The organism is Rhizobium arsenicireducens, assembly GCF_964021225.1.
The window spans coordinates 26,371-51,198 of record NZ_CAXHYK020000001.1 but is presented as its reverse complement, the minus strand read 5'-3'; the positions used below and the strand labels follow the sequence as shown (position 1 = coordinate 51,198).

Genomic DNA, 24,828 nt, shown 5'->3' with positions numbered 1-24,828 from the left:
GGAAATCTCATGAAAAACTGGTTCTCTCGCGCCGTGCTGACGGCTGCGACAACACTCGCGCTCACCGCCAATGCCTTCGCTTTCGAGCCCGAGGCGACTGAATGTATCGCACCTGCGGCTGCTGGTGGCGGCTGGGACTTCACCTGCCGCCAGGTTGGCAAGGTCCTTCAGGATCTCAAGCTCATCAAGGGAACGATGCAGGTCACCAACCTTGCCGGCGGCGGCGGCGGCGTGGCCTATAGCGAAGTGGTCGCCAAGCGCAACGACAGCAATGATCTGATCGTCGCCGCGTCTTCCTCGACCTCGACCCGTCTCGCCCAAGGCGCCTATCCCGGCAATACGGCGGATCAGGTCCGCTGGATCGCGAGCATTGGCGCCGACTACGGTATTATCGCGGTAGCCAAGGGCTCGCCCATCAACACGCTTCCCGAGCTGATGGAAAAGATCAAGGCCGATCCGAAAAGCGTTTCCATCGCCGGCGGTTCGGCCGTTGGTGGCTGGGATCACCTGAAAGTCCTGATCGCGGCCAAGAAGGCCGGCGTCGAGGACGTCCGCAAGATCAAGTATGTGGCTTTCGATGGCGGCGGTGAAGCCGTGACGCAGCTTCTTGCCGGTTCGGTGCAGGCCTTTACCGGCGATGCCTCTGAAGCCAAGGGTTTCGTCGATTCCGGCGACATCAAGGTGATCGCTGTGTTGGCACCCGAGCGCATGAGCGGTGATTTTGCCCAGTTCCCGACGGCGCGTGAACAGGGCATCGATGCCATCGGCGCCAACTGGCGTGGCTTCTATGCCCCCGGCGGCATGAACGACGAAGCTTACAACTACTGGGTCGATGCGGTCGGCAAGGTCTATGAATCGCCCGAGTGGAAGCAGATCATGGAACAGAGCGGTCTGGCACCGCTGGACAAGCGCGGTCCCGATTTCGATGCCTTCGTCAAGGAATTGATCACGGAGATCCAGACTATTTCCCGCGAAATCGGTCTGGTGAAATAATCGCAACAGCGTGCCGGCAAACCGTCTCTTGCGCGTGCCGGCACGTATGTCTCCCCAATTTCTATGAGAGGACTCAACGTGAGCGATCGTGTACTTGGCGCGATCAGCGCCCTCCTGGCAATCTTCTACATCTGGCAGGCAACGCTGGTTGAGGAGAGCTTCATGAGCGATCCTGTCGGCCCGAAGACATTTCCGATCATCATTGGCACGGTGCTGGCGATTGCAAGCGTGGTGATCTTCCTGATGCCGGACGCGGAGCCCGAATGGCCGCGGTTCGGTCGCCTGCTCGAAGTGATCGTCACCATCGCGGTGCTCGTCGCCTATACCTATCTGCTGCCCAGCGCCGGATTCGTGATCTCCACCATGCTTGCCAGCGCCTTCATCGCCTGGCGGCTCGGGGCGACACTTGTTCAGTCCGGATTTGCCGGGATTTCGATCTCGGTCGGCATATATGCCGTCTTTCATCTCGCCCTCGGCCTCACGCTGGCCAAAGGCCCGCTGGGTTTCTAAGGCAAAAGGCAAGGAACAGAGATATGGACACGCTTTCATCCCTCGCCGACGGTTTTGCCGTCGCGCTCACCTGGCAGAACCTGGCTCTTGCGCTGATTGGCTGCTTTCTCGGCACCATCATTGGCGCCCTTCCTGGACTGGGCCCGTCCAACGGCGTTGCGATCCTGATCCCGCTCGCCTTCACACTCGGGCTTCCTGCCACCCCTGCCCTCATCCTGCTGACCAGCGTCTACTATGGTGCGATGTATGGGGGCCGCATCTCCTCGATCCTGCTGAATATTCCGGGCGACGAACCGGCGGTGATGACCACCCTGGACGGTTACCCGATGGCGCTGAAGGGCCAGGCCGGCGTCGCCCTGACCATTTCCGGCATCGCGTCCTTCGTCGGTTCGTTTGCCGCCACCTGGGGACTTGCCATTCTGGCGCCGCAACTGGTCAAGATGGCGCTTCTTTTCGGCCCGGCCGAGTATTTCGCACTCTATGTTCTCGCCTTCGCCACGCTGGGTGGAATAGCAAGCCGCAATCAGGCCAAGGCGGCCTTTGCCGCGGCCCTTGGTCTCGGCATCGCCATGATCGGCGTCGACGGACAGACCGGCGTGCCGCGCCTGACATTTGGTGAAGTCCATCTTTATGACGGAATCGATTTCCTGGTGGCGATCGTCGGCCTTTTCGCCTTGTCGGAAGTGTTCATCTTCATCGAAAACCGCGGCAAGGACGATCTTCCAGAGCATCACAAGTCCAAGGTCGATTTCGGTCCGCTGCTGCCATCGCTGTCCGTCTTGCGACTAACGGCCTGGCCGATCGTTCGCAGCACGGTCGTCGGCTTTCTGGCCGGTGTTCTGCCCGGCGCCGGCGCTTCTCTCGGCTCGTTCTTCGCCTATGGCTTGGAAAAGACCATCAACGACAAGGACAAGACTTTCGGCGCCGGTGACCCCCGTGGCGTGGCAGCGCCAGAGGCTGGAAACAACGCCGCCGCGGGTGGCGCTCTGGTTCCCATGCTGGCGCTCGGCGTGCCTGGGTCTGGAACCACGGCCGTGTTGCTGGCCATGCTGCTGGCGCTCAACATCACACCCGGCCCCTTGCTTTTCACCAACAATCCCGATGTGGTCTGGGGCCTGATCGCCGCGCTTTTCATCAGCAATATCATGCTGCTGCTGCTCAACATTCCGATGGTTGGCCTGTTCGTCCGTGTGTTGCTGATCCCGACCAAATATCTGATGCCGGCCGTTGCGATGATCTCCTTTGTTGGCATCTATGGAATTTCCGGCTCGACCTTCGATCTTCTCGTGATGATCATCTTCGGCGTGCTCGGCTGGGTTTTGCGCAAGCTCAATGTTCCGCTGGTGCCGGTCATCATGGGCGTGCTTCTCGGCAACCAGATGGAGGTGAACCTACGCCGCGCGATGACGATTTCAGACGGTGAATGGTCAACATTGTTCGCTTCACCGCTTTCAATCGCCTTGTGGGCTCTTGCAATCGCTGGCTTCCTGCTGCCGATCGCCGTTAGCCGGTTTTTCCGTAAGCCGGCGATACCCCGAAACGTGGTCGCGGACGAGATCGCCGCAGGCGATTGAGCGTCAGTCAACCTAACGGATTGTCGAGAGGTACCCTTGGAAGACGAGGGATGTCGCTCCCTTGATCCAATGCACTGCCGCCGCCGATTGCCAGACGACGTTATCGCCAACGTCGTCTGGCCTTTCCTCATGTTCGGCAAGTGGTTGCGGATCTGCTGGCTGCCCGTGGCTGCGTCAGCGCATAACAAGGTATTGCCAAGTTGTTTGACCCCCGCGTTTTGGGTATCGAGACGGAATGAAATTACCGAGCTTCATTTCCCCGCCTGAAGGGGTTTCGTTTTCCGCGGGACATCGTCGCCTACGCAGTGTGGGTGTATCACCGGTTTGCCCTGAGCACAGCGGATGTGGAAGACCTTCTTGCCGAGCGTGGTGTAATTGTCAGCCGGGAAACCGTTCGCCTTTGGATCAACCGCTTTGGCCGTCATTTTGCCGACTGCATTCGTAGGAACCGACCAAAGCCAAACGACAAATGGCTTATGGATGAGGCCGTCATCACGATCGGCGGAAAGAAATTCTGGCTTTGGCGGGCAATTGACGCCGACGGCGATGTTCTCGACATTCTGGTTCAGACTCGCCGTAACACCAAGGCTGCTAAGCGTTTTTTCTCCAGACTGGTCAAGCAATTTGGTGAGCCACGCGTCGTCGTAACGGACAAACTGCGCAGCTACATCAAACCGATACAAGACCTGGCGCCGGATGCGGACCATCGGGCCCATAAAGGCCTGAACAACAGAATTGACAACTCACACCGCCAGACCAGGAAGCGGGAGAAGATCATGGGGCGGTTCAAATCGCCTCTTCAAGCGCAACGCTTTCTGTCAGCCCACGATCAAATCAATACGATCTTTCGTCCTCGCCGGTACAACCTCTCAGCTCTCTCATAAGGCTCACGGGCCCATGCCGGTCATGGGAACGGCACTGCCTTCGCAAGCGGCATGTTTTCTAGTGCCGCTCGCACGGTGATCTTTCGTCGCAACCGGTCCGTCCATGCACGAGGCATGAGGCGGGCCGCTCCCTTTGGGAAAGGCGCTACCTCATGCCCCTTGCAGGCTGTGGAAGATCAGAAGACCTTGAGAAGGCGTAGCTGCGTTACCGTATTCGATGGGCCGCCTTCGACGTTGACGTCCTTGGACAGCATTGCTTCGACCTGCACCGTGGGCGTCAGGAAGTAATTGGCAAACAACCGCAAGGAATCCACCCTTGTCTTGCTTCCGGTGTAGGTATCGTCGGCATAGGCCTCGCCGCCGAACTTTCCCGAATAGCCGAGCGAGAACGAGGCTCGCTGCGACGGTTGATAGCGCAGATAGGCCTGGGCCTGATAGCTGGGATCTCGGCTCATCGTGATCCCGCCTTCGTCATGGTCGCGGGTCAGGGCCACGTCGAGCGTTCCGTCGAAGTAGAAACCGCCGCCCAGCCCCTGGATGAAGCCGATCTGCGGGGTAAGCGTATAGGTGCCCGACCCCATGCTGACGCCCGCTGGATCGTAGTTCCCGGTCGGCAGCGTCAGGAATGCGGTGGCGGCAAGCGTCGTGCCGGTTACCGGATTGGAAGGTTCGATCAGCCACGCAGTCGCCCCCACGGTCAAATCGCCAAGGCCATTGGCTTCGGGAGCCGCGGCGCCGCCGATGCGCGCTTCGCTGAAGCTGCCATAGGGCAGATAGGCCTGCAGCCCGTAGCGAAAGCCTCCCGCGTCCCCATAATAGAGCACCCTCGAAACGCCGAGCACGGCGTCGATCTGTGTGTCGGGCACGGTACCCACGCCGTCGAAGTGAATCTCGTCGGCAGTCGAATACTGGAAATACTGCAAGGCGATTGCCGTTTCGGGCGGCAGCAGGGTGTAATCGCCTGGCGACGTATCGATCGCCTGCGCTTCGAAGGCTGCCAGCGTCGTGACCAGAACGGTCGCAGGTCCCCACATTCTGTTGATCTTCATTCCCTTCCTCCTCTTCTATCTTTTGTCAGGCTCAAGCCCCGCAAGCACCTGGACAGACCCCCTGCTTGCGAGACCGGAATCCTCAGGGGTTCAGACGGCGGTGAAACCGCCATCCACAGTCATGACCGCTCCATTGACGAAACTTGCCGCATCAGAGCCCAGGAAGGTGACCAGTTCGGCCACTTCGGCTGGCGTGCCATAGCGGCGCATCGGCACCATCTGAGTCATCATCGAGCGCACGGCGCCATCGGGCATGCCGGCGCCCATGCCCTTTTCGACATCCGCCATCATGCGGGATTCGATTGGACCCGGATTGACCGCATTCGAGCGCACGCCGGCCGCCCCGCATTCCGCAGCGACGCTGCGCATCAGGCCAAGCACAGCATGCTTGGTCGCGGTGTAGCCGCTGATGAACGGCGTGCCGATCAGACCGCCCACCGAGGAGGTGACGATGATCGAGCCCTTTCCGGCGGCCAGCATATGGGGGACGACGTGCTTGTAGCCGAGAAACGCCCCGATCAGGTTGATGTCGACGATCTTGCGGAAAGCGTCGGTGGGGTACTCGTTGATCGGATGGAAATGGCCCTCGATCCCGGCATTGTTGAAGAAGATGTCGATCCGGCCATGCGCGGCGATCGCTTTCGCCACGTAGTTCTGCACCGCGGTCTCGTCGGTCACGTCGGCCACCACGCGGGTGCAGCCAGGAATATCGACGGCCAGAGCCGCAAGCGCTGCCTCGTCCCGATCGACGGCGACGATGGAAGCCCCTCGGGCCGCCATCAACTGGGCAGTCGTGCCTCCGATCGCCCCGCCTGCACCAGTGATCAGTGCAACCTTGCCTGTCAGTTCAGTCTTGTTATCCATCAGCGTTCTCCTCCTCTTTGGATCGTTGGACTGCACCCCGTCCGCGGCTCGCCGGATCGGCGGCCTCGACGACGGCGATGGTGCAGGATTTGGTGTCGGCCTCCTTGTCGCCCCCCATGCAGTGGGCAAGGCCGATGCCGCCGGGCTTCGGCGCCTGGCGCAGATAGCGCGTCACTTCGATGATCTGGGCGATGCCGGTTGCCGCGACCGGGTGGCCGCGTGACAGGAGCCCGCCCGACGGATTGACCGGCACGCAGCTCGCATCGCCGGCCAGCAGCCGTTCGGCATAGCGACCGCCCTCGCCCGGCGCACAGAGACCAAGGCCCTCGTAGTGCAGGATCTCGGCAATCGAGAAGGCGTCGTGGCATTCGATGACCGAAAGATCGGAGACCGAGACCCCTGCCCGCTCATAGGCGAGCTGCGCGGTCCGGCTGTCGGTTTGCCATTCCGACAGGTCCGCCATCAGGTCGTACTGGCCACTGGTCAGCACCGAGGCGCGCACCCGCGCGCGTGGGCCGGTCTGCCTGGCCAGCCGGTCACTGACGAGTACGATCGCGGCGGCGCCATCGGCAATCGGCGAGCATTGGAGCCGGGTGAGCGGATCGACCACCATTGGGGCGGACAACACCTCTTCTAGTGTCAGTGGTTCCCGCATCATCGCCAGCGGATTGCCTGCCGCCGCACGGCGATTCTTCACCGAGACTGCCGCCAGCTGTTCGGCAGTCGTGCCGAACCGTTCCATGTGCCGACTGGCCCGAAGGGCGAAGCCGGCGGGCGTCACCCGTCCCAGCAGCGTGTCGGGCAAGGTCTTGCCGGAATCGATAAGGCCGAGCGCCGGGTGGAACATTTTTTCCGCCCCGACAACGAGCGCCGCATCGACCTCTCCCGCCCGGATGGCGAGGCAGGCAATGTGGAAGGCGGTCGAACCGGAGGTGCAGGCATTTTCCGTGTTGATCACGGCACAGCCGGCGAGGCCGACATGCGCCAGCGCGTCCTGGCCGATCGTCAGGCTTCCCGACAGGCGGGCCGCCAGCGCATTGGCAAAGACCGCAAGGCCGATGCGCTCCGGCGGCAAGCCAGCATCGAGCAGGGCTTCGCGGGCCGCCGTTGCCGCAAGCGTCTCAAGATCGGTTTCCTCGTGGCGACCAAAGGGCGTCAAGCCCCATCCAGCGATCCAGGGCGCGCTCATGCGGCGGCCTTTCCGCATGGCTCACCGTCCGCCGGCACGAAGACCGGACGCAGACAGGGATTGCCATCGTTGTCGACACCCAGCGCGTGCAGGCTGAGCGTGACCCGCTTGCCGGGGCAAAGCCCTGCGCCGCTTTCGAACAAACCAAAGAGGCGAAGAGGCGCCGCATCGAGATCGACAAAGCCGATCACATAGCCCGGAGGCAGCCCGTAGGGCGGTCGCACCCGGACCCGGGTGAGGCAATTGACTCTGCCGTCTCCGAGCAGCAGAAATTCCTCGGTCGGGGCGAGATCAGGCCCGCTGAACTTGCGGGGCGGGAAGAGTACCTCGCCGCCATTCGCGGCGCGCACCGCGCGCAACAGCACTTTGCCGGCATCGTCGACGTGATACTGCGCGACCAGTTCGGGCGGCAGGACTGGCGCAGAGGGGATCGCCGCGCTCATGCCCGCACCGTCGCGCTGTCGGCATCCCAGGTGTCGGGTGTTATGCCCTCGGCCCGCAGCCGGTGCTTCTCCACCCGAGCGGTCGGGGTCTTGGGTAATTCTGCGACGAAGCGCACATATCTGGGCAACATGAAGTCGGCCATCCGGCCCTGGCAATGTTCGCGCACGGCAAGGGGATCCGCGCTGCTGCCCGATCGGGGCACGATGCAGACCATCACGTCATCCTCGCCCAGGTCGGACGGCACGGGAATGACCGCGCATTCACTGACCGTCTCCAGCGTGTTGATCACGCGCTCGACTTCGAAGGACGAGATGTTCTCGCCGCGCCTGCGCAGGGCATCCTTGTCGCGATCGACGAAATACCAGAAGCCGTCGGCGTCGAACTGAAGCAGGTCTCCGGTGTGGAACCACAGGTCACGAAACGCCTCGACCGTCTTGTCCGGCATTTCCACATATTCGATCATCATGCCGTTCGCCCGCTTCGGTCTCACCAGAAGTTGGCCCGGCGTGTCCGGCTTGGTAATCGCGCGACCCGCAACGTCGGCGAGCATCAGGTCGTAATGCGCGGTCTGGCGTCCGCAGGAGCCAGGGCGCGCGCGCGCCGGATCGCTCATGATCGGAACACCGATCTCGCTCATGCCGTAGCCTTCGATGAGTTTCGTGCCGAAGCGGGCCTCGAAGGCCTCGAACAGCCCCTTTCCGGCACCGGCGCCCATCATGATGCGCAAGGAATGCCGGCGGTCGTCTGGGGTCGGCGGCGCCTTCATCAGCACCGAGAGGATCGTGCCGATATAGTTGAAGGCGGTGCAGCCATGGGCATGGATGTCGTCCCAGAAACGGCTGGCAGAGAACCGCTCGACCAATACCATGCGCGCGCCCGCCATCAATGCGGGCAATGCGCTCAGAACCTGGGCGTTGCCGTGAAATACCGGTAGCGCATTGTAGAGGCAGTCCTCCTCACCATAGTCTGTTGCTTCGCAGATCTGCCGAGCCGCGGCCAGCGCATAACCCTGCGGCATCAGTGCGCCCTTTGACGGTCCGGTGGTGCCCGAGGTGAACATGATCGCATAGGGATCCTGCGGAGAGACCTCGGTTTCGGGCGGCCGATCCGTGGTGGCCATCAGCGCCTCCAGCGACACAGCGCCGGCCGGCAGCGGATCGCCGCGCACCACGGTGCGCAACGGCCAGCCAAGATCGTCGCGCACCGCATCGATGGCCGGCAGGTGATGAGCCTCGGAAACCACCAGGCGCGCCCTGGAGATCCGCAGCATGTGGGCGAGCACCGCACCCCGCTGGGCGGTGTTGAGCGGTACTTCGACCGCGCCGAGGCGCGACAGGCCGAACCACAGCGCCAGATACTCGACGCAGTTGTCGAGCATCAGCGCCACGCGGTCACCCTTGCCGACCCCGAGGGCGGCAAGGCCTGCCGCCGCACGGTCGCTCATCTCCTGAAGGGTGGCAAAACTGAAGGTTTGTTCGCCGAAGGTCAGAAACGGGCGCGGCCCGTAGCGTGTGGCCTGCCGCTTCAGCAGGCCATGAATGGTTGTATCGTCCATGTCTTGTTTTCCCTGCGCGGCACCTTAGGCCGCGGCACCCTCCCAAGGGCCGTAGTAGCGAAGGATCTCCGCAGGCGGCGTGAGCTTCGACCATTCGGCGACGAATTCGGCATAGGGCCTGGCGCGGTCCAGCCGCCGAGCCCGGATCTCGGCACGCTGCGCCTCGGTGGCCGCCGCATCGGCAAGGCCGGTGTGGCCGTCGATCACCACCGCATAGATGCCGCTTGCAGCCTCGGCGGACGTCCGTCCGGTGCCGACGTCGCGTGCGACCGCGTCGGGATCGCGCTGCAATGGATCACCATAGCCTGCACCGCCGGACACCGGCACATAGACTGTGTCCCCGCCGTTATAGAGCGCCGGCGCGTGAGCAAGGCTCAGATAGCTGCGCTGCCCCTCTTCCGGCGTGCCCCCCGGAGCGTAGAGCTCGGCCATATTGTGCGGCAGTGCGGCACCTTCGCTCATCAGCGCATCGAGGTTCGAGCCCCGCACGGTCTGCACGAAGGCCGGCGGCGCGGCACGCCCACCGAAAACGCCGAGCGTCGAGGGGAAGTGCGAGCCGAACCCCATGGATCCCAGGGCGACCATCGGCACGCCATGGACCTTGAGCCCCAGACCGACGCCGGAGCCGCCGCGATACTTGCCGTGCCCGTAGGAATTGTTGAAGAAGTTGCGGAAGGTGTAGAGGAAGGGCCGCTCGGCCTCCGTGGTCTCCACGTCGCCGCAATCGCTCATCGTCGCGAAGAAGGCGCCGGCGACATCGACGCCGTCCATGCCCGGCCGGCCACCCGCACCTGTGGCATTGATTTCGGGGGTGATGTCGGCCATCGGCTCGCCCCACTGGTTGAAACCGCCGAAGACCGTGACGGCAAAACCCGTATACCAGGCCCCGACCGCCCTGCTCGGATCCGTCGCGTAGGTGAGCTTTGCGCCCGCCATGAACATGCCCTGGCTGAAAGCAACCATGGTTGCCGGCGCATAGGAGACCGGCACGTCGCCCTTGGCGTTGACGAAACTGTCTTCCGGGAACTCCCATTCCACGGCTTCAAGGAGACCGTTGTTGGCGGGCAGGTCCGGGAAGAGCCAGCCGCAGGCATAGACCATCGCCATGCCGAGCAAGCCCTGAAAGTAGCAGTTCATCGGCCGGTCGGGCAGCATCGGCGAGGAACCGTTGAGGATCAGCTTGATGCGCTCGTTCTTCTTCTCGATCGTCAGGTTGATCTTCAGGAGGGCCGCCTCGGGACCCGTCGTGTCGATGAAACGCGGCTGGCGGTAGACGCCGTCGTTCAAGGCGGCAACCTTCTGTCGGGCCGCCTCCCCCGTCTGCTTGAGAATGCGCCGCAGTCCGCCGACGAGGAAGTCGGCACCGATCTCGACGACATATTCGTGGACGCGGCGCTCGGCGATGCGGGCGGCGGCTAACCGGGCCTTGATGTCGAGAACCATTGTACGCGGATCTCGGGTCGAGGTGGCGAGAAAGCCGAGCAGATCCTCTTTCAGCGCAAAGTTCTCGCCGATCTTGATCGGTGGGCACATCAGCCCCTCATCGTAGCGGGACTTTGCCCCGTTCACCATGCCGCCGGGTTCGGATCCTCCACATTCGCCGGTATGCACCGCCGCTCCGATAAACGCGACCAGCTTGCCGTCGGCAAAGACCGGAATGCAAAGCCCCATGTCGGCATTGTGCACGCCGCCGTAGAACGGATCGTTGTAGAAGAAGGCGTCCCCCTCCTTCAGCCCGACCGTTGGGTCGTTCGCCAGGTGCTTGACCAGGTACTTGACCGGCAACTGGCTCAGCACCGCGTGGTGGTAGATACCGGTTGCGCAGACCGCCAGGTCACCCTGGGCAGTGTAGATGCCGAAGGCCACGTCGCCCCACCGCATGGCGGTGGACGCGCCGAGCTTCATGGTCGTTTCCTTTCCCTCAAGGGCGATCATGTGCAGCTTGTGGGTGAAGATCTCGTATTCCAGTTCGTCGAGCCCCTGCATTGCCCGGCTTTCCCATTCGGTGGGCGGCTCCGGGCGCAGGCGCTGCACGACCTCGTGGTCGCGGCTGTAGCGGATGGTGGTCAGTGCATTCATGGTTTCCTCCTCTGGGAGCTGCGGTCCCCTCCGGGACCGGCGCCCGCACGCCTTCAGGCGGCGCTGATGATGCCGTTGCGCAGGCTGTTCATGCGATAGGTCCAGCCCGGCTCGATCACGTAGGTGGTGTCGGGTGTCTCAATGATGGCCGGTCCGGCGATCGTCGCGCCGGGGCGCAACCTGGTCCAGTCATGCACCGGCGTGTCGGCCATGCCCGCGGCCGGATCGAAGCAAGCCTTGCGGATGGCCTCGGGCTGCGGCTCGTAGGGGCTTTCCTCGGCGGCATTGGCAAGCCGTCTCGGTTCCTGCCGGATGCGCGCGGTGACGAAGACGGCTTCGATGGCGATACCGCCCGAGGGGAAGGCCGCTTCCGGCGAATAGATCGCCGCATACTGTTCCTCGAACAGGCGGCAGAGCTTCGCGGAAATCGTCCGCTCCGCCGAAATTCAGCACCGGCGAGGTGACACGCGTCAGGTGATATTGCGAGCCGTAGCGCATGTCGAATTCGAGGGTGAACTCGATGCGGTCCGGATCGAAACCCTCGAGCTTCAGGTCGCGGGTCGCACGGTCGGTCAGATCTCCCACGAGAGCGTTGAGGGCCGAGGGATCGCCGAGATAGGACTGCTCCATGAAGTTGAAGAGCCGGATGCTGCGCGACTGTTCCCAGACCTGGCGGATCTCGATGGTGGATGCTCCGAAGGCACCGGAGACCGACGACATCGCCGGAACGATGATGGTAGTCGCACCGATATGCCGGGCAAAGCCGCAGGCATGGGCGGCACCCGCGCCACCGCATGCGAAGACCACGAACTTGCGCGGATTGTGGCCCTTCAGCGCAACCTCATTGAACATTTCCTGACCCATGCGCGCATCGACGAGCCGCCGGATGCGCCAGGCCGCTTCCAGCACCGATATGCCGAGGGGCTGGGCAATCTTTGCCTTGATGGCATCATGGGCGGCGTCGGGATCGACCTGCATCTGCCCGCCGAGATAGTTGTCGGGGTTGATATAGCCCAGGACCATGTCAGCGTCTGTGACCGTCGGCAGCGTGCCGCCCTGGTCGTAGCAGGCAGGACCCGGAACCGAGCCTGCCGATTGCGGTCCGACTTCGAGCCGCGCTCCCATGGCCTCGTTGATCCAGGCGATGGAGCCGCCACCCGCACCGATCGATTTGACCTCGATGGCCGGAATATTGGTGCGCCAGCGGTCGATGACCGGGATGAAGTCCTGGGCGCGCAAGACGCCACCGGCCAGAACGCCGATATCGAAGGACGTGCCGCCCATATCGGCAAAGACGATGTCGCGATGGCCTTCCTGTGCCCCGATCAGCGCCGCCCCGTACATGCCGGCAACCGGGCCGGCATTATGGGTGAGCACGGCGCGGGTACGGGAAACCTTCTTGCTGCCGCCGGTATTGTGCACCAGAATCAGCGGACGGCGATAATTGGCCTTGCGCAGATTGTGGGTCAGGTCACCCAGTTCCTGCATCATCACGCCGTGGATATAGGCGTTGACCAGCGCCGTCATGGTGCGGGTGTATTCGCCGGCCTTCGGCGAGACTTCAGAGGCGAGCGTCACCGGCATCGAGCCGAGGAACTCCTCCGGATATTCCTCCTCGATGATACGGCGCACTTCCTCCTCGTGGGCGCGATTGAGGAAGGACCACATCAGGCTGACGACGATGCCCTGGGCACCCTTGTCGACCAGATGCTGCAGCTTCTCGCGCAGTTCGTCGGGATCGAGCGCGCGCACCGCCTTGCCGTGGCAGTCCATTCGCTCGGACAGGCCGACGACCATCTCCGGCGGCACCAGCGGCTCGGGCTTGCGGATCGTCGCCATGTCGCGAATTTCGTGCAGCGCCATGCCGTCGGCCCAGCTACGGCTGCGGCCGATGAAGATCGTGTCTTCGAAACCGGCGGTGGTGATCAATCCGAGCCGCGGGCCCTTGCGTTCGATCAGCGCGTTGGTGCCGATGGTGGTGGAGTAGCGCAGCGCCTCGACCTGCCCCAGGAAGACATCCTGGGCAAGCCCGGCGCGTTTGCCCAATTCGCGCAGGCCGCGGATCAGACCGACCGAAAGGTCATAGTGTGTGGTGGGCGATTTTGCTGTGATCAGCGTGCCGTTTTCCGAAATCGCGCAGAGATCGGTGAACGTGCCGCCGATGTCGATACCAACATCGAATTTCATGACTTCCTCCCAGACCGGAACCACGTCTCAGACGCTTTCCGTAATTTGCGCTACCGCCTCCCGGCAGCGATTTGGTTCGATCTCGCCGCCGAGCGCCGTCGCACAGCAAACGATCAGTGGCAGTTCCGCCTCTCGTGCCTCAGTCCGGGCCCGGGCCACCGCCCGGGCAAACCCGTCGGCATCCGTCCAGTCCGCGGCAACCGCCAGCGCGCGGCGTCCGGCGGCCATGCCCGGCGCAAGCGCGAAGGAGAGATCCGGCGCGTTGTCCGCCGACATGCTCGACATCGCAGGCCTCATCCCTTTCAGAATGTCGTAGTGTTCGGCCAGGCGACGAAGCGCCCCGTAAAGCCGCGCGAGCACGCGGCTTTCGGCCTGTTCCGGCAAAGGTTCAGGCTCCGCGAGCACGATGATGTCGGGCCGCAGATTGGCGAGCGCCTCGAATTCCGCGATGACATCCGGCTTGACCTGCTTGAGCGCGTCGTCCAGGTCGCCACCGAGCGCGAGCGCCCGTGCCAGGGGGCCCCGGATCTCGACGACGCAGCCCATCTGCAAGCGGGCCGCCGCCGCGATCGCCCGCTGCACCGCGTCGCGGTGGGTCAAGGCATCCAGATCGGGAAGATCCGGCGAACCGAAGGCCGGGACCCACAGCGCATCCGCACCGAGATAACGGGCGGCGGCCACGCAGGCGTCCGCCAGTTTTTGCGGATCACACCAGACGAGGCCCTGGGGCTGGGCATCGATCCTCGCACCGAGCCCGACGGCCGACGGCAGAAGGATCGGGTGGTCCCAGCTGCGCCCCTGGCGCAAGGCGTCAATGGCCAGGCGACCGCTCATGACCGGCCGTCCTGTTCGGCATGGCGCGCCTTCAGCGCGTCGATGTCGAGCTCGATGTCGTAGGTCAGCGGATGCCCGGGTGGCAGATACTCGTTTTCCAGCACCGTGCCGCATGAGGGGCAATAGAACTCGACCAGGCGGCAGAAGTCGGCATGCGGGGTGAAGCTCAGCGCCTGCCCCTCGACCAGCGGCGGATGCGCCTCCTCCATCGGAACCTCGGCGACCATGCATCCGGTCTTGTAGTTCATCCTCGCCGGCGCCAGGCGATGGCTGCAGGCGACGCAGCACCATTCTTCGGTGGCAAGGTCGATGGACAGGTTTTCGGTAATGCGAACGGTCATGACTCAGCCTCTCGTCAGCATGAGATTGGCGAAACGGTCGATTGCAGCATTCCAGCCCGGAGCAACCCAGACCGTGGTCTTGCTGCTTTCCAGAAGCGACGGACCCGAAAGCGCGTGCCCCGGCTGCATCCTTTCCAGATCGAAAACCGACACCTCGACCGGCGGCGCGTCCGCCTCAATGGCGATCTCGCGTCGGCCTGTTCTGGCCGTGGTGACGTCCTCGCTGGACAGTGGCTTTTCCTCGAAGCGGAAATGCGGAACCGACGCCGAGACGAAGAGGCCGACCGAGGTGAGCCGCACGGCATCCGGCGCCTGGGTCGCGACGGCCTGATGGAGAGATTGGAGCGCGGCCGCCGCAAGGGGATCAGCCACTTCGGCCGAACAATGTGTTTCGGACCCGTCGGCGCAAAGCAGGATGGCATCCAGCCGCCATGTGAGGCTTCCAAGGTCGAAACCCTCGCCACGCATGTCACGCAGGCCCGCCTCCTTCATCTCGGCGACCGATGCACCGACGGCCTGAAGCAGCTGCGGGGCACCGGCGGGCAGGCCAACGGCCCGCATGTAGCCATGGCCGACATCCATGAGCGATGAGGAGAAGGCGGAGAACACTGCGGAAAACGGTGTGATCGCGATGCGCCGGAGCCCGGCGGCCTCCGCCACCTTGCAGGCGTGCAGCGGCCCTGCTCCCCCATAGACGTTCAACAGCGGATCGCCGTTCCTGGCCGCGCAGCGCAGATCGGCGATAGCGGCGCCGACCTCGTGTTCGACCCGTTCGATCACGGCAAGGGCTGCGGCCTCGATGGTGATGCCGAGCGGTTCGGCAATGGCGGTTCGAATGGCCAAGCGGGCCTTTTCCACATCGAGCTTGCGCGCGCCACCGAGAAAATTTTCCGGGTCGATGCGACGAAGAACCAGGTTTGCGTCGGTCACGGTCGGGTCACTGCCGCCAAGGCCGAAACAGGCCGGTCCCGGCATGGCGCCGGCCGAGCGTGGCCCGACGAAAAGCTTGCCGTCCCGCACCCCGGCAATCGAGCCGCCACCCGCGCCGAGTGCCTCGACCTCGTTCATCGGCACATTGGTGCGATAGCCTTCGATCTCGGGCCGCAGGCCGACATTGACGCGGCCGTCGCTGACCAGGCCGATGTCGAAAGAGGTGCCACCCATGTCGGCCGAGATGACATCCGTTTCACCATAGAGCGCACCCACCGCGCGCGCGCCCACCAGGCCGGCCGCGGGACCGGAGTTATAGGTGCTGATCGCCCGGGTTTTGGCGACGCGGGCGACCGCCCCGTCATTGTGGCCGATCAGGAAGGGCCCGCGGTAACGCAAGGCCCGCAGTTCCTGCTCCGCCTTGTAAAGGAGACGCGCTAAGCGACTGTGCGAATAGGCGGAAACGATGGTGCTGTTGATGCGCTCGGCATAGCCGTCCCGCACGGTTACGTCGCACGACAGGAAGACGGGGATGGACCCCAGGAAGTCACGGGGATATTCCCGCTTGACGATCTGACGGACGGCCCGCTCGCGCGCCGGATCGGTTTCGCTGCCGTCCAGGGCGACAACCAGGCACTGGGCGCCGGCATCGATCAGACCTTGCGCCTTGCCGAGCACCTGCTCGGGCGAAAGCCCGTCATCGATCTCGACCACCATGTCGTCGTCGATGATACCGGCCTTGTTCTCGGTCCTGACCGGGGCAAGCGCCCGCCCCCCCATGGAGACGACAAGACCGATTTTCGCGCCGTTGCGTTCGATCAGCGCATTGGTGCCGACCGTACTGGCAAAGCGCACCACATCGGTCTGCTCGAGGAACCGCTCGACGGGTATTCCGACTGCGGCTGCACCTGCCTTGATGCAGTTCAGGAAGCACTCGGTAAGGTCGTGCGGCGTGGTCGGCGTCTTGACCGCGTGGGCAATGCCCGGCCCCGCAACAAACCCGTCGGTGAAGGTTCCACCGGTATCAATATCGATAGTATAGGCCATATCTCCTCCCTTCGGAGCGACCGGCCTGCCGCTCCGTTCCTTCCGCCCGCGAGGCGGATCTAGTCTGATGTCAGGTGCGGCAGGCGCCGCGCATGATGAAATCGACGATTTCCTGGTGTATGGCCTCGACGGGCAAAGGACCGTCCGGGCGGTACCAGCGAAGGTGCCAGTTGATGACACCCAGCATATTGAAAGCGGTTACACGGACATGTTCGGAATTCAGCGCCCCCTCTGCGCTGAGCCGCCCAAGCACCTCCGAATAGATTTCAAGAACATCGCGCTGGATCTCGGCGGTCTCGTTGCCGACGTCCTCGGCAAGCTCCGTCCTTTGAGCCAGGAGCATCAGCAGTTCGCGACGGTGTTCGGCCGCCACAGCCAGATGGGCGCGGACCAGCGCCTCGAGCTGGGCGCGCGGGGTTTCCACCAGGGCAGCCGCCGCGCGCAACCGATCCGGAAGCATCCGAACCGAACGATCGAGGATCTCGCGCCAGAGACCGTCCTTGTTGCCGAAGTGATAGTAGATGTTGGAGAGGCTGACGCCATGCACTTTGGCAATATCGCGGATCGATGTCCCGCTATAGCCCTTTTCGGAGAACATTCCGACCGCCGTAGACAGCAGGTTTTCCCGCACGTCCGTCGTATCCGCCCCGTCGGCGCCACGGCCACCAGATGCTTCCATCGCCGATTTCTCCCCTTGATGCACTCAGTCCTCATCGAACGTTCGTTCTATAACTTCTGACGGAGCTTTCTGTCAATGCCCGCATGGGGCAATCCGCATGCAAAAATGATTTTTATCGAGCGTCTGCGAGCTGGCCAGGATTCATGATCGAGTTCGACTCTGGCTCACGTACTGCTGTTGACGAGGACATGTTTTCCCTCACCCGGCCGAAGCCCAGAAGATGCGCCATCACTATAAGCGGCGAGGCTCACGTCAGACGGCTCCGCTCTGCGTCCAGTCACGGTTGCCCCGAACAGTCGCCCATCGCGTTCGATGCACACCACCCAGAACTTGCCCCCTACCTGGAGCTGAACAATCCGCAGTTGCCGTTTGGGCGCAGGGAGCTATTCTGCCAGCTGAGCGCCACCGGGAAATCTCTAAACAAGCCGAGTAGAGGCCTATGCCAGCTGAACCTCGTTCACCGCGCCTTGCCGTCCTGATCGACGCGGACAATGCCTCCGCCAAAATAGTCGATGGCCTATTTGAGGAGATCGCCAAGATCGGCGAGGCGAGCGCTCGCCGGATCTACGGCGACTTCGCCAGTGCACGATCAAGGGCCTGGATCGATGTTCTGGCCAAGCACGCCATCATACCGCAGCAGCAGTTCGCCTACACGACCGGCAAGAATGCGTCCGACATCACGCTGGTCATCGATGCCATGGATCTGCTGCATAGCGGCCGGTTCGACGGCTTCTGCCTGGTCTCTTCGGACAGTGACTTCACACGCCTCGCATCTCGGATCCGTGAGCAAGGCGTAGACGTATTCGGATTCGGTGAGCAGAAAACTCCGGAGAGCTTTCGACAAGCCTGCCGTAGATTCATTTACACCGAGAACCTGTTGCCGGCGGCAGCCGCGAACGGCGCCGAGTTGGTCCAGGCATCGACGTCCCTGCAGCAGCCGAAGGCCGCGACGCCGATCATCAAGAAAGTGATCTCGCAGATGGAAAGCGAAGACGGCTGGGTGCCGCTCGGCGCCGTCGGCACTCAGCTCGCCAACCTTGCCTCGGACTTCGATCCGCGGACCTATGGCTTCCGCAAGCTCAGCGATCTCGTGCGCAAAACGAACGCGTTCGACATTGAACAGCCCCAGGGCGGGCACCTGCGCATCCGCATCAGGCAGCCTGCTGCGAAGAAGTAACCGTTGTCCCTATGGAAGCGCGCTGTCGTGGCCAGTCGAACATCGCAACGGCCACCACCATGCCAGGCGCGCCTGCGGATTCTTGCCTGGTTGCCGTGGGGCCTCTCCATACCCGACGGGATCATCTCCGCCTCACGGCCTTTGAACGCAAGGCGGCTCAACTTTACTCGAACCCATCGCGCCCTTGCAGGGCTCGCTGGATTTCTCGTACGGCATCCCACGACGGATCCGGCAAGGCTGCATCACCTGCCCGGCCGCGCCAGGGATCGCGCGATATCGATGATGTCGTCTCGCGCTGCGGTCGGGTCTTCCTTGTTCCAGGCAACCCCAAGCCCAATCCTGAAATCGATCCCCCGAACCTTCTTCAGAACGATATCGCGATCGGGATGCTCGGCCGTCCATTCCGGCGCAAAGCCGACACGCAGACCGGCAGAAACCAGTGACACCAGCGAGAAACTGTCATCACAGGTATAGGCGACATTGCCCGCCAGATCATGCTCCTCGAACTTTTCCGCGAAATACCGCTCCGTGTAGGAGAGGTTCTGCCGCTGGAAACCGATGATCTTCTGATCGCGCAGATCCGAGATGCAAATCTCGTCGAGACCGGCAATCGGATTGTCCCGGGCAACCGCCAGCAGATAGCGCTCATGGGCAATGGAGAGGAAGCGCAGCGATCCGATATTCTCGACCGGCCGGATGAAGCCGAGGTTGATGCGGCCACATTCCAGCTGGCGGATGATGTCGCTGGTCGAGCCATTGGAAACATGCAGGCGAATGTCGGGATACTTCCGACCAATGCGCGACAGAAACGCCGGCAGCACGCCGGTGGTCGCCGGATATATTGTCCCGATCCTGATCTCGCGCACCGTCTTGCCGGCAGCCGTGCGCGCCATCTCGGCCGAGAGTTCCAGATCGCTCAGCATCCTGACACAGCGATCGTAGAACACCTCCCCTGCCCTGGTCAGCTCCACCCGCCTCGTCGAGCGCAACAGAAGCTGCACGCCTAAGAGCTTCTCCAGCGCCTGCACCTGCGTGCTCAATGCCGGCTGGGCGATGTTCACCCGCATGGCGGCACGGCCGAAGTGCAGTTCCTCGGCAACCGCCACAAAGTAGGAAAGCTGGCGGATTTCCATGTTTACAGCTTCATGACCCGAGGACAATTTCGACTCTGCTGCGGATCGTTCGGTTAGCGCTCAACTGTAACTACATATTGTTCGTAGCCAGACCGGTGTCCTGGGGAACAAATTGTTCCCATGGACGTCTTTGCGAAAAAACTGCAGGAGAGAGCAACGCATTTGGGGATCTCAAATGCTGAGGCTGCATGGCGTTCTGGCTAGACGGGCGCAGATATAGGCACTATTCATCCGGACGAAGAGAACCGGACCTCGCAACGCTCGTGAGAATTGCCGAGGCACTTGGTACGACCCCAAACTGGCTACTGGGAGTAACGGCCTCCGGCCTCACCGATCCTGAGTTAGCCGAACTCATCGCTCGATTCTCGAACGCTTCAAATGGAATGACAAAACAAGAGCTTGAAATGTGTGTGATCCAGGCTGAGGCTGTTGTCGCCGCTAATCGTAAACCGCGGCCAGAAAACTAGGTGTTTGGTCCCGGTATTTGATGGTGCATTGTTCGGCCAGGAATGGAAGGATTCGCGATGGGCCTGATTTTAGACGGAAGCGCCCGCACGACAGAGGCAGTCCGTCGAGCGATACCACATAGTCAAGAGAGCCTGAGGGTTCTGGCGAAGCCTTAAGGGATCAACCAGAAGACTGTCGCGAAGTGGAAGCGACACAGAACGGGAAGGATCTGCCGACTGGTCAGAAAGACATGCGCTCGACGACTCATTCAATCGAAGAGAGGGCGATCATCGTTGCCCTTCGCCGAGACCCACTTCGCATACGCCATCCTGATGCTTTCCAACTGTAAAACCGATAAGACAACCGGAACGTTGGCTCTGATTCAAGCCCCTTCCATCTGCCTGGCAAAGGTCTCGGCGATAGCCAGAATCGCCGCGTGAATCGGCCCCGCCGTCAGCCCCGGCAGCACTGAGCCGTCGACGACATAGAGGTTGTCCAGGCCTCGCAGGCGCAGGCTAGCATCGACGACAGCGGCATCGTCCCTGCCCATCCGGCAGGTGCCGGAAGGATGGTGATGCGTGATTGCCGCCCTGGCGATGAAGGCGTCGATCTCCTCGGTCGTGTCGAGCGGCCCCGGCAGAAGCTCATGGCTACGCCAATCGTCGAGTTCCGGCCGATGTCCAATTTCCCGCGCAGCAGCAAGGGCTGCGCGGAACATTCGGCGGTCGTACTCGGTCTGTAGGTAACACGGGTCGATCTGCAACGAATCGCTCATCTCCGGTCCGGAAATGCGCAGCTGGCCGCGACTTGTGGGATGCGTCACCCCGAAGAGGAAGGAATAGGCCGTTCCCGGCGCCGGAGCCGTGAAGCTTTCCGAGACAATCGGAGCGACGCCGCAGCCAACCACGATTTCCGGCTGGCCGTCGGCCCCGAAATCGCCCGCGCGCATATAGGCCATGCTTTCGGAATGCTGCAGCCGTGACGGTGGCACCTCTCGCCGCGCGGCATACAAATTGCCCGCTCCGAGCAGATGGTCCATCAGATTGCGACCGAGCTTCCGGGGACTTGATGCGGCAGGTGACACCGGCCTGCTTCAGCACGTCTTCGGGGCCGATCCCGGAGCGCATTAACAGCGCCGGACTCTCCAGCGAACCGGCCGACAGGACGATGGTGGCGGCGCTGATGTCGGCACTGCCGTTCGGTCCGATGATCTCGAAGGCCGAGACCTTCGATCCGTCGAGCTCGAGGTTGCGTACGAGCGTCTCTGTCATGATCGTCAGGTTCTGCCGACTGCGCACTGCCGGCGTCAGCCAGGCTTCCGCCACCGTGACGCGCCTGCCGTCCCTGATCATCAGGGAATTGGGCGTGACGCCGACCATCTTGCCTGTGTTGTGGCCGGGGATGCGCGGCAGGCCCAGGGCTTCGCCTGCACGGATATAGGCCTGCGCCAGGGGGCTCACCTCATCGTCAGGTATCCGGACGGGCATCGGTCCATCCTTGCCGTGGATGCCGTCGCCGCCGAGCGAATGGTCTTCGATGGCGAGGAAGGCCGGCAGCAGGCCGTCCCAGCTCCAGCGCTCGTCGCCCGTCGCCTCCGCCCAGACGGCGAAGTCGGCCGGATGACCGCGCATGTAGCCCAAGGCATGCAGCAGGCTCGAGCCACCAAGTGCCTTGCCGCGCGCCCAGGCGTGACTGCGCCCGGCCGTCGCCCTCTGCGGAAGGGTGCGGTAGTCCCAGTCGTAGCTGCGATGCTGGATCGCCGGCCACATGGCCGGCTTCCATATATCGGGATCGGTCGGCTCGCCGCCTGCTTCGATCAGCAGCACCTGGCGGGACGGATCCTCGCTGAGGCGAGCCGCGAGAAGGGCACCGGCAGATCCGGCGCCAACGATTGCCACGTCGTAGTGTGTCATGGCTTACTTCTGATCTTCGGGGATGACCACGCCATCGAGGGTCATGACTTCGCCGTCGAGCGAAACCGAGCAATTGCGAAGTGGGATGTCGAGATGGCACGGCGTGTCGCGATCGCCGCCCGCCTCGGTGTTCGGCCCCGACGACCAGAGGAAGTTGCCAGCGAAGGACCGGGCGTCCATGCCAAGCTGCGCCTCAGGATTGTAGAGGCCGAGAACCGTCCAGTTCGCGCGGTTTTCGAGACCCCAGCCGACATGCGCCATCGCATAGGCGCGCGGATCGTTGAAGCTTTCCATGAACTTGCGCATGAATTCAGCGTCATAGCCGCCCTTGATGTCGACGATGTAGCCCTTCTCGATCGTCACGGTGATGGGCGCGCGCGCATATTTCTTGAACGGCAGGAGGATGTCGCCCTCGTCGATCACGATCGTGCCTTCGGCACTGCCTTCGTCGGGCCAGCGGGCCGAGAAGCAGCTCGGCCAGTGGTCCCAGCGGCCGGGCTCGTCGGCGAGACCATACTGGGTGAGCACGGGATACTGGCCCAGACGGCAGCGGAAGTCCGTGCCCGCCTTCGAAGTCACATGCATCTCCTTTGCCGCGCCGATCTTACGCGCAGCCGCAAGGACACGGGCCTTGTCTTCGGGACGCGGTATCTGACGCATCATGATCTCCGGCGGCTCGACCGCCAGCAGCATGCGCGTGCCGCCCTTCAACACCTCTTCCTGCTCTTTCGAGAACAGGAGTTGCAGGGTGTCGATGACCAGGTCGGAGGCCTGCAGGCAGGCAAGTGCTGCGCTGTTGCCTTCGAGCGGTGTCTTGCCGACATAGCCGGACTTGTCGGGCGATAGCGCCTTTTCGCCGTTCATCGGCGCCAGGTTCAGTTCGGTGACCACGGCCCCCAGGTCCGATGCGGCGAGCTTGGCGATGTAGGCGATTTGCTTGTTGCTGTCGTCGCCGGTCAGGATGGTGACCTGCTCACCCTGTTTCAGGTTGCACATTTCGAGCACCTGTCTCCAGCCCCTTAAGAACTGCGCGTCGCTGATTGCCATGATGTGGTACCTCCGTTGGGCCGTTGCCCGTTGAATTTGTGGCTGCGACCAGGCGCGGATCCGGTCAGGCCGGATCGAAGGCGCTCTCTGCTTTTTTGTCTTGTGGTCGAAAAGCCGGTTCCCGATTTTGCTGGTCGTTCAGAGTGCCGTCTGATTGACCAGCGAGAAAAAGTTGCGCTTGTAATGAAGCAGTGGCGACGTCTCCGGCCCAAAGCGAATGGCCTTCACATTGCCGATGAAAATGGAGTGGCTCGACGTTTCCGAAACCGAGGCAATCTCGCAGTCGAGATTGGCCATCGCGCCGTCGAGGGCCAATGCGCCGGTCGCCAGACGCGTCCAGCCATAAGGAGCGAACTTGTCCTCACCCACCTCTCCGATCTGGCCAGCGAACCGCATGGCGATCTCGCGCTGATCGTCGGCGAGGATGTTGACGCAGAAACTTCCGGCGGCGGTGATCGCCTTGTGCGCCTCGCCGAAGCGGTTGACGCAGACCAGCATCGAGGGCGGCGTCATGGACATCGAGCATACCGCCGTCGCCGTCAACCCGCGGCGGGCCTCTCCCTCACCTGCGGTGATGATGTTGACGGTTGCCGCAAGCTGCCGCATCGCCGAGCGAAAGTCGTCCACCAACTGATCCGTGGGAAGCTGGGTCATTGGATGCCTCCTTTGGCAGCGAGGGCGGTTTCGAGGAATTGTGCAGCGGAGAGCAAGCGATGGTCGGAACCGCGGGCACCGACCAACTGGACGCCGACGGGCAGGCCTTGCGGGCCTTTGGTCACCGGCAGGCAGACCAGCGGCACCTGAAGCACGCTCCAGAGCCGGTTGAAGAGCGGATCACCCGTCGCCATGCCCTTCGGCGCTTCGCCGGGAGCAGCGAGCGTCAGCACGGCATCGAAGCGGGACAGGATCGCATCCATCAGGTGGCGAATGCCCGGAATTTCGGCCATGGCCGAACGGTAGCGGATCCCGTCGACTCGCCCCTGCTCTTCCAGCATGGCCCGCGTGACAGGGGTCAGGCCGTCCCAGTTGCGGGCAATTTCGGATGCAAGCGAGTGGGTCACTTCCCACCCCATGACGGCTTCGTGCAGATCGAAGATGCCGTCGAACCAGGCGGGCGCCGGGATGACGGTCGTTTCAGCACCGGCCGCTTCCGCAATGGCGGCAAGACGTTCGACCGCCTCGATCGAGCAGCTTTCAGCCTTGTCGAGACGAGTCCCGGTCAGAATGCCGATGCGCGGGCGCGCCGGCGGTGTCGGGTTTTCCAGGTCGGACCAGCCGCTGAGGGCGGAGGCGCAATGGGCCGCATCGCCGATGTTGCGCGTGATGATGCCGAGCGTGTCCAGGCTATGGCAGAGTACCTTGATGCCGACCGTGTTGATCAGCCCGAAGCTCGGCTTGAATGCCGTCACCCCGCAGAAACTTGCCGGACGAATCACCGAGCCGGAGGTCTGGGTGCCGTATGCCATCGGCACCATTCCGGCTGCCACTGCGGCGCAGGAACCCGATGAAGAGCCGCCGGGGGTGTGGGCCGGGTCGTGCGGATTGCGCGTCTTGTTCGGGCTTGCCATCGCGAGTTCGGTGCTGACGGTCTTGCCGAGGATCAGTCCGCCGGCATTCCTGGCGTTCTGTACGCAGGCCGCATCCCACGGCGGCCGGAAGCCACAATAAATGGAGGTGCCATAACCCGTCGGCATGTCGGCCGTGTCGATCACATCCTTCACGCCGATCGGCACGCCTGCAAGGAGGCCCGTCACGCCCTGCCGGTCCATTGCGTCGGCAGAGGCAAGCGCCTGATCGGCATCGAGGTGCTGCCAAGCCATCACCGGCCGGTCGGTATCGTCGATATGCTTCAAATAGGCTTCGGTGATGGTTCGTACCGTAAGCGCACGCGAACGCACCGCCGAAGCGAGGTCCCGAGCACTCAAAGCAAGGATTTCCTGGTTTTGCACGTG

General features: G+C 63.0%; 20 protein-coding genes and 4 pseudogenes. 7 read left to right on the top strand and 17 right to left on the bottom strand.

The genetic code is table 11. From position 1 onward, the window contains the following. Positions 1–9 precede the first annotated feature (9 nt). The 4 genes and pseudogenes from ACWPVA_RS00245 to ACWPVA_RS00230 all read left to right on the top strand — a co-directional run. Positions 10–993, top strand: coding sequence for a Bug family tripartite tricarboxylate transporter substrate binding protein (locus ACWPVA_RS00245; RefSeq protein WP_454285755.1), 984 nt, complete (start codon positions 10–12; stop codon positions 991–993). A 78-nt stretch (positions 994–1,071) separates the two neighbouring features. Further along, complete coding sequence (locus ACWPVA_RS00240; RefSeq protein WP_454285754.1) at positions 1,072–1,503, top strand: tripartite tricarboxylate transporter TctB family protein; 432 nt, start codon at positions 1,072–1,074, stop codon at positions 1,501–1,503. Positions 1,504–1,526: 23 nt separating this feature from the next. After that, a complete protein-coding gene (locus tag ACWPVA_RS00235; protein WP_454285753.1) occupies positions 1,527–3,077 on the top strand; it encodes a tripartite tricarboxylate transporter permease in 1,551 nt (516 codons plus the stop codon). Between the two features lie 235 nt (positions 3,078–3,312). Next, positions 3,313–3,958, top strand: a pseudogene (locus tag ACWPVA_RS00230) (IS6 family transposase); the annotation flags it as partial. A 179-nt stretch (positions 3,959–4,137) separates the two neighbouring features. On the opposite strand, the gene ACWPVA_RS00225 reads toward ACWPVA_RS00230, so the two are convergent. From ACWPVA_RS00225 to ACWPVA_RS00170, 12 genes and pseudogenes are all read right to left on the bottom strand, one after another. After that, positions 4,138–5,010 (bottom strand): transporter, encoded by an 873-nt coding sequence (locus ACWPVA_RS00225; RefSeq protein WP_454285752.1) that lies wholly within the window; start codon positions 5,008–5,010, stop codon positions 4,138–4,140. A 90-nt stretch (positions 5,011–5,100) separates the two neighbouring features. Next, positions 5,101–5,874 carry an SDR family NAD(P)-dependent oxidoreductase gene (locus tag ACWPVA_RS00220; RefSeq protein ID WP_454285751.1) on the bottom strand — a complete coding sequence of 258 codons (774 nt, stop codon included), beginning with the start codon at positions 5,872–5,874 and terminating at the stop codon, positions 5,101–5,103. Continuing rightward, positions 5,867–7,063, bottom strand: coding sequence for a thiolase family protein (locus ACWPVA_RS00215; protein ID WP_454285750.1), 1,197 nt, complete (start codon positions 7,061–7,063; stop codon positions 5,867–5,869). Before ACWPVA_RS00215 ends, ACWPVA_RS00220 begins: the two co-directional genes overlap by 8 nt. After that, positions 7,060–7,506: a hypothetical protein gene (locus ACWPVA_RS00210; RefSeq protein WP_454285749.1), complete on the bottom strand. Its 447-nt coding sequence runs from the start codon at positions 7,504–7,506 to the stop codon at positions 7,060–7,062. The genes ACWPVA_RS00215 and ACWPVA_RS00210 overlap by 4 nt, the downstream gene beginning before the upstream one ends. Beyond that, positions 7,503–9,062, bottom strand: a complete 1,560-nt coding sequence (locus tag ACWPVA_RS00205; protein ID WP_454285748.1) for an AMP-binding protein — start codon at positions 9,060–9,062, stop codon at positions 7,503–7,505. The genes ACWPVA_RS00210 and ACWPVA_RS00205 overlap by 4 nt, the downstream gene beginning before the upstream one ends. 24 nt (positions 9,063–9,086) lie before the next feature. Next, complete coding sequence (locus ACWPVA_RS00200) at positions 9,087–11,141, bottom strand: hydantoinase B/oxoprolinase family protein (RefSeq protein ID WP_454285747.1); 2,055 nt, start codon at positions 11,139–11,141, stop codon at positions 9,087–9,089. 53 nt (positions 11,142–11,194) lie between these two features. After that, positions 11,195–11,524 (bottom strand): hypothetical protein, encoded by a 330-nt coding sequence (locus tag ACWPVA_RS00195; RefSeq protein ID WP_454289489.1) that lies wholly within the window; start codon positions 11,522–11,524, stop codon positions 11,195–11,197. Between the two features lie 49 nt (positions 11,525–11,573). Next, a pseudogene (locus tag ACWPVA_RS00190) lies at positions 11,574–13,328 on the bottom strand (hydantoinase/oxoprolinase family protein); the annotation flags it as partial. A gap of 27 nt (positions 13,329–13,355) precedes the next feature. After that, positions 13,356–14,162 carry a hypothetical protein gene (locus ACWPVA_RS00185; protein WP_454285746.1) on the bottom strand — a complete coding sequence of 269 codons (807 nt, stop codon included), beginning with the start codon at positions 14,160–14,162 and terminating at the stop codon, positions 13,356–13,358. Then, on the bottom strand, positions 14,159–14,503 hold the full coding sequence (locus ACWPVA_RS00180) for an acetone carboxylase subunit gamma (RefSeq protein WP_454285745.1): 345 nt from the start codon (positions 14,501–14,503) through the stop codon (positions 14,159–14,161). The genes ACWPVA_RS00185 and ACWPVA_RS00180 overlap by 4 nt, the downstream gene beginning before the upstream one ends. Positions 14,504–14,506: 3 nt before the next feature. Continuing rightward, a complete protein-coding gene (locus tag ACWPVA_RS00175) occupies positions 14,507–16,480 on the bottom strand; it encodes a hydantoinase/oxoprolinase family protein (protein WP_454285744.1) in 1,974 nt (657 codons plus the stop codon). A 70-nt stretch (positions 16,481–16,550) separates the two neighbouring features. Continuing rightward, the gene (locus ACWPVA_RS00170) at positions 16,551–17,159 is read right to left on the bottom strand and encodes a TetR/AcrR family transcriptional regulator (RefSeq protein ID WP_454285743.1); all 609 of its coding nucleotides are present in this window, start codon (positions 17,157–17,159) and stop codon (positions 16,551–16,553) included. A gap of 439 nt (positions 17,160–17,598) precedes the next feature. Here ACWPVA_RS00170 and ACWPVA_RS00165 point away from each other — a divergent pair, with 439 nt between their 5' ends. Continuing rightward, positions 17,599–18,336 (top strand): NYN domain-containing protein, encoded by a 738-nt coding sequence (locus ACWPVA_RS00165; RefSeq protein WP_454285742.1) that lies wholly within the window; start codon positions 17,599–17,601, stop codon positions 18,334–18,336. Positions 18,337–18,578: 242 nt separating this feature from the next. Here the strand turns inward: ACWPVA_RS00165 and ACWPVA_RS00160 are convergent, their stop codons facing one another. After that, a complete protein-coding gene (locus ACWPVA_RS00160; RefSeq protein ID WP_454285741.1) occupies positions 18,579–19,469 on the bottom strand; it encodes a LysR family transcriptional regulator in 891 nt (296 codons plus the stop codon). Positions 19,470–19,657: 188 nt separating this feature from the next. Here ACWPVA_RS00160 and ACWPVA_RS00155 point away from each other — a divergent pair, with 188 nt between their 5' ends. Both ACWPVA_RS00155 and ACWPVA_RS00150 read left to right on the top strand, forming a co-directional pair. Further along, positions 19,658–19,936: a helix-turn-helix domain-containing protein gene (locus tag ACWPVA_RS00155; protein WP_454285740.1), complete on the top strand. Its 279-nt coding sequence runs from the start codon at positions 19,658–19,660 to the stop codon at positions 19,934–19,936. A 57-nt stretch (positions 19,937–19,993) separates the two neighbouring features. Next, positions 19,994–20,232 (top strand): annotated as a pseudogene (locus tag ACWPVA_RS00150) (IS481 family transposase); the annotation flags it as partial. A gap of 66 nt (positions 20,233–20,298) precedes the next feature. Here the strand turns inward: ACWPVA_RS00150 and ACWPVA_RS00145 are convergent. From ACWPVA_RS00145 to ACWPVA_RS00130, 4 genes and pseudogenes are all read right to left on the bottom strand, one after another. After that, positions 20,299–21,829 (bottom strand): annotated as a pseudogene (locus tag ACWPVA_RS00145) (GMC family oxidoreductase). 3 nt (positions 21,830–21,832) lie between these two features. After that, entirely contained in the window at positions 21,833–22,876 is a 1,044-nt protein-coding gene (locus tag ACWPVA_RS00140; RefSeq protein ID WP_454285739.1) for a 2,5-dihydroxypyridine 5,6-dioxygenase, read from the bottom strand. Positions 22,877–23,014: 138 nt separating this feature from the next. Next, positions 23,015–23,530, bottom strand: coding sequence for a flavin reductase family protein (locus ACWPVA_RS00135; RefSeq protein WP_454285738.1), 516 nt, complete (start codon positions 23,528–23,530; stop codon positions 23,015–23,017). Beyond that, on the bottom strand, positions 23,527–24,825 hold the full coding sequence (locus ACWPVA_RS00130) for an amidase (RefSeq protein ID WP_454285737.1): 1,299 nt from the start codon (positions 24,823–24,825) through the stop codon (positions 23,527–23,529). The genes ACWPVA_RS00135 and ACWPVA_RS00130 overlap by 4 nt, the downstream gene beginning before the upstream one ends. Between the last annotated feature and the right edge of the window lie 3 nt (positions 24,826–24,828).

Excerpts from the sequence above, each read along its gene's own strand:
- ACWPVA_RS00215 (WP_454285750.1), bottom strand. The coding sequence starts at position 7,063 with ATGAGCGCGCCCTGGATCGCTGGATGGGGCTTGACGCCCTTTGGTCGC.
- ACWPVA_RS00225 (WP_454285752.1), bottom strand. The coding sequence starts at position 5,010 with ATGAAGATCAACAGAATGTGGGGACCTGCGACCGTTCTGGTCACGACG.
- ACWPVA_RS00160 (WP_454285741.1), bottom strand. The coding sequence starts at position 19,469 with ATGGAAATCCGCCAGCTTTCCTACTTTGTGGCGGTTGCCGAGGAACTG.
- ACWPVA_RS00170 (WP_454285743.1), bottom strand. The coding sequence starts at position 17,159 with ATGGAAGCATCTGGTGGCCGTGGCGCCGACGGGGCGGATACGACGGAC.
- ACWPVA_RS00175 (WP_454285744.1), bottom strand. The coding sequence starts at position 16,480 with ATGGCCTATACTATCGATATTGATACCGGTGGAACCTTCACCGACGGG.
- ACWPVA_RS00180 (WP_454285745.1), bottom strand. The coding sequence starts at position 14,503 with ATGACCGTTCGCATTACCGAAAACCTGTCCATCGACCTTGCCACCGAA.
- ACWPVA_RS00220 (WP_454285751.1), bottom strand. The coding sequence starts at position 5,874 with ATGGATAACAAGACTGAACTGACAGGCAAGGTTGCACTGATCACTGGT.
- ACWPVA_RS00205 (WP_454285748.1), bottom strand. The coding sequence starts at position 9,062 with ATGGACGATACAACCATTCATGGCCTGCTGAAGCGGCAGGCCACACGC.
- ACWPVA_RS00140 (WP_454285739.1), bottom strand. The coding sequence starts at position 22,876 with ATGGCAATCAGCGACGCGCAGTTCTTAAGGGGCTGGAGACAGGTGCTC.
- ACWPVA_RS00185 (WP_454285746.1), bottom strand. The coding sequence starts at position 14,162 with ATGAGCGGTCGCCTGGCCATTGACGCCTTGCGCCAGGGGCGCAGCTGG.
- ACWPVA_RS00135 (WP_454285738.1), bottom strand. The coding sequence starts at position 23,530 with ATGACCCAGCTTCCCACGGATCAGTTGGTGGACGACTTTCGCTCGGCG.
- ACWPVA_RS00210 (WP_454285749.1), bottom strand. The coding sequence starts at position 7,506 with ATGAGCGCGGCGATCCCCTCTGCGCCAGTCCTGCCGCCCGAACTGGTC.
- ACWPVA_RS00165 (WP_454285742.1), top strand. The coding sequence starts at position 17,599 with ATGCCAGCTGAACCTCGTTCACCGCGCCTTGCCGTCCTGATCGACGCG.
- ACWPVA_RS00245 (WP_454285755.1), top strand. The coding sequence starts at position 10 with ATGAAAAACTGGTTCTCTCGCGCCGTGCTGACGGCTGCGACAACACTC.
- ACWPVA_RS00200 (WP_454285747.1), bottom strand. The coding sequence starts at position 11,141 with ATGAATGCACTGACCACCATCCGCTACAGCCGCGACCACGAGGTCGTG.
- ACWPVA_RS00235 (WP_454285753.1), top strand. The coding sequence starts at position 1,527 with ATGGACACGCTTTCATCCCTCGCCGACGGTTTTGCCGTCGCGCTCACC.
- ACWPVA_RS00155 (WP_454285740.1), top strand. The coding sequence starts at position 19,658 with ATGGCGTTCTGGCTAGACGGGCGCAGATATAGGCACTATTCATCCGGA.